At 61.1% G+C, this 2,744-nt stretch carries 3 protein-coding genes; 1 reads left to right on the forward strand and 2 read right to left on the reverse strand.

Annotated features, from left to right (window positions below):
• Positions 1-612, forward strand: a 612-nt coding sequence (locus EN991_RS31035) for a biotin/lipoyl-containing protein (RefSeq protein ID WP_348630510.1), incomplete at its 5' end; no start/stop codon positions are given.
• A 91-nt stretch (positions 613-703) separates the two neighbouring features.
• Here EN991_RS31035 and EN991_RS31040 read toward each other — a convergent pair.
• Together EN991_RS31040 and EN991_RS31045 are read right to left on the reverse strand one after the other, a co-directional pair.
• Positions 704-1,825 (reverse strand): ABC transporter substrate-binding protein, encoded by a 1,122-nt coding sequence (locus tag EN991_RS31040; protein ID WP_013532613.1) that lies wholly within the window; start codon positions 1,823-1,825, stop codon positions 704-706.
• A gap of 393 nt (positions 1,826-2,218) precedes the next feature.
• Positions 2,219-2,485, reverse strand: a complete 267-nt coding sequence (locus tag EN991_RS31045) for a sel1 repeat family protein (protein WP_013532614.1) — start codon at positions 2,483-2,485, stop codon at positions 2,219-2,221.
• Positions 2,486-2,744: the final 259 nt, after the last annotated feature.

The following is a 2,744-nucleotide window of genomic DNA, read 5'->3' on the forward strand; positions in this document are numbered from 1 at the left end:
ATCGAGGTCGCGCCGCCGACTGGCGAAACCATCGCTGCCGCGGCCGTTGCGGCCTCCGGCGCCGGAGCATCGCCGTCACCCAACGATCCGTGGTCGTCGCTTGCCGGTTATGCGCATTTCCACAGCGTGGCGCGACGCACACGTTTGAAGTTTGGCGAAGACGAAATCGTGGCGAAAGTTTCGGTGCGGTATGACGGGCGGTTCCAGGTGACGCTGGACAAGCCCTATGACGACACCAATTCGCATGATTTTCGCTCAACACCACGCCTCGCCCGCTGGCCAGGCCACATCACCGTGTTTGAAGGCGCCGTCGGCTACACCTTTACGGTGCCGGACCCGCTGGCACGGGCCGACGAGGCAGCGGCGGGTTCAGGCAGCCTGCGCGCGCCGATGCCGGGACTGGTCAAGCTGGTACGCGTGGGAAAGGGCGATGCCGTGATCAAGGGCCAACCGCTGCTGATCCTGGAGGCGATGAAGATGGAACATACCATCGCCGCGCCGCATGACGGCGTGATCGCCGAGATTGCCACCGAGGGCGCGCAGGTGACCGACGGGACAGTGCTGGTGCGATTCTTCGAGGAACAAGCCGCTTCGGCCGCTGTAGCCAGCTGACGGTTCGAAAGGCAGACTACAGGGCAAACAAGAAAATGGCCGGGGACGACCCCGGCCATTTCCCTATGCTATTCAGTCGCCGGGCCGGCGATTACTGCGCGATCGGCGCATATTTTCCGTCATGCCACTGGTTGATGTCGTAGCTGGCATTCTTGAGATCGCCCTTCTCGTCGAAGGTGACATTACCGACAACGGTGCTGATCGGCGTGCCGTTCTTCAGCGCCTCGGCAACCTTGGCCGGATCGTCGCTGCCGGCACGCTTGATGCCTTCGGCGAATGCCTGGATGGTGGCGTATGAGAACAGCGTGAAGCCCTCCGGCACGAAACCGCCGGCCTTGATCTTCTCGACGGCTGCCTTGGCTTCCGGCTTTGCCTGCGGATCCGACGGGAAGACGAACATGGTGCCCTCGCCGGCCGGGCCAGCGACCTGCCAGAATTCCGGCGAGGCGATGGAGTCCGGCATGATCAGCTGGAACTTCAGGTTCTGTTCCGCCGACTGACGCAGGATCAGGCCAGCTTCAGGATGGTAGCCGCCGAAATAGACGACGTCGGCTTTCAAGTCCTTGAGCTTGGTGACGAGAGCCGAATAGTCCTTCTCGCCAGCGTTGATGCCGTCATAATAGACCTCCTTGAGGCCGCCGGCATTCATCGTTGCCCTGACGGCGTCAGCCACGCCCTGTCCGTAGGCGCTCTTGTCGTGCAGGACGACGACATTCTTGCCGGCGAACTTCTTGGCGATCCATGGGCCGATGAAGGCGCCCTGCGCATCGTCGCGCGTATAAAGCCGCATGATCGTCGGCCAGCCGGCCTTGGCGGCCGCGTCGGTCAGCACCGGGTTGGAAGAAGCCGGGCTCATCATCAGCGCGCCGGCTTCGGCATAGACGGCCGAGGCCGGAATGCTCGAACCCGAGCAGGCATGGCCGTCGATGAACTTGACGCCATCGGCGACGACGCGGTTGGCAACCGACACCGCCTGCTTGGGATCGCACTGGTCGTCTTCGATATCAAGCTTGATCATCGAGCCGTTGACGCCGCCAGCGGCATTGATCGCATCGGCAGCGGCCTGTGCGCCCTGCTTGAACTGATCGCCGATGGTGGCGAGCTGTCCGGTCATCGGGCCAATCACCGCAAAGGTGATATCGTCGGCGAATGCGACCGGCGTGCTCATCATCAGGCCGAATATGGCCGCGTTCAAAATACTCAATTTTTTCATGATGGTAGAACTCCTCCACTCACGCGCGGCCGCCCCGGCCACGCTTCTTCCAGAGAGGCGGGACAATTTCATCCTTCATTCGGCCTGTCTAGGCGCATTGGCGCCGCTCGATTGGGCCTGCAAGACGTCATCCACGCAAAAAGCCACGCCAGCCTTGTTCCGGCTGGTCGTGGCTTTTTTGCCCGTCGAGCAATCTCCAGGCGCCCCCGCCCCTAAAAATCCCGCTCAGCTTCCCTGTGTCGCGCACGACTGGGCCTTGCGGCCTGCCGCGTTCTTTCGCTTGCCCTCGTGACCGTCTTGCGCGGCCTTCAATTTCGCCGGGTCCGGCCGTCTGTGCGGCCTTGATCCCGGAGCTTCCCTGTCTTCGATAGGCTTGTCTGCGATTGGCAGATTTCAGTGCATGGTCATCCATTCGCGGGCTTCGCGAAGCGCCGTGGCGATCTCGACCTTCGACATGGCCGCCGACAGTTCCGAGCGCAGTTCCGCGGCGCGGGCCGAGCCCTTGATGGCGGCGATGTTGAACCATTTGTGGGCGGCAACGACATCGGTCTCGCAATCGCGTCCGGTCGCATACATCATGCCCAGTTCGAAAAGGATGTCGGCCTGGGCAGTTGCCCCCATGGCGCCGAAACCTGCTTCAAGCATTTCAAAACGTGCCATTTCAATCCCCTGTTTCCGGCCCCTGTCAGGCTCCCGAGAGCTGCCTTCTTTCGTCCTTGGCGGCTGCTCTTCCGATGCTTTCGAGAATGCCGTGCAGGCTTGAATCCGTCGTTAAATGGCGTGCTTAATTTGAGGAAAACAAAGCTAAAACAAGAGGTAAACGCGGAAATTCGTTAAGGATACAAAGCCAGCAATTCAGCCTGCTTGCGTCAAATTTGACGAAAATTTCCCGATGCCAATTCAAGACTTCGCTAACCAC

It is taken from the genome of Mesorhizobium sp. M7A.F.Ca.US.005.03.2.1 (assembly GCF_003997795.1).
In the GTDB taxonomy this organism is placed as follows: Bacteria; Pseudomonadota; Alphaproteobacteria; order Rhizobiales; family Rhizobiaceae; genus Mesorhizobium; species Mesorhizobium ciceri.

What these genes read in the sequence shown, in the direction of transcription:
- EN991_RS31040 (WP_013532613.1), bottom strand. Translation starts at nt 1,825, where the DNA reads ATGAAAAAATTGAGTATTTTGAACGCGGCCATATTCGGCCTGATGATG.
- EN991_RS31045 (WP_013532614.1), bottom strand. Translation starts at nt 2,485, where the DNA reads ATGGCACGTTTTGAAATGCTTGAAGCAGGTTTCGGCGCCATGGGGGCA.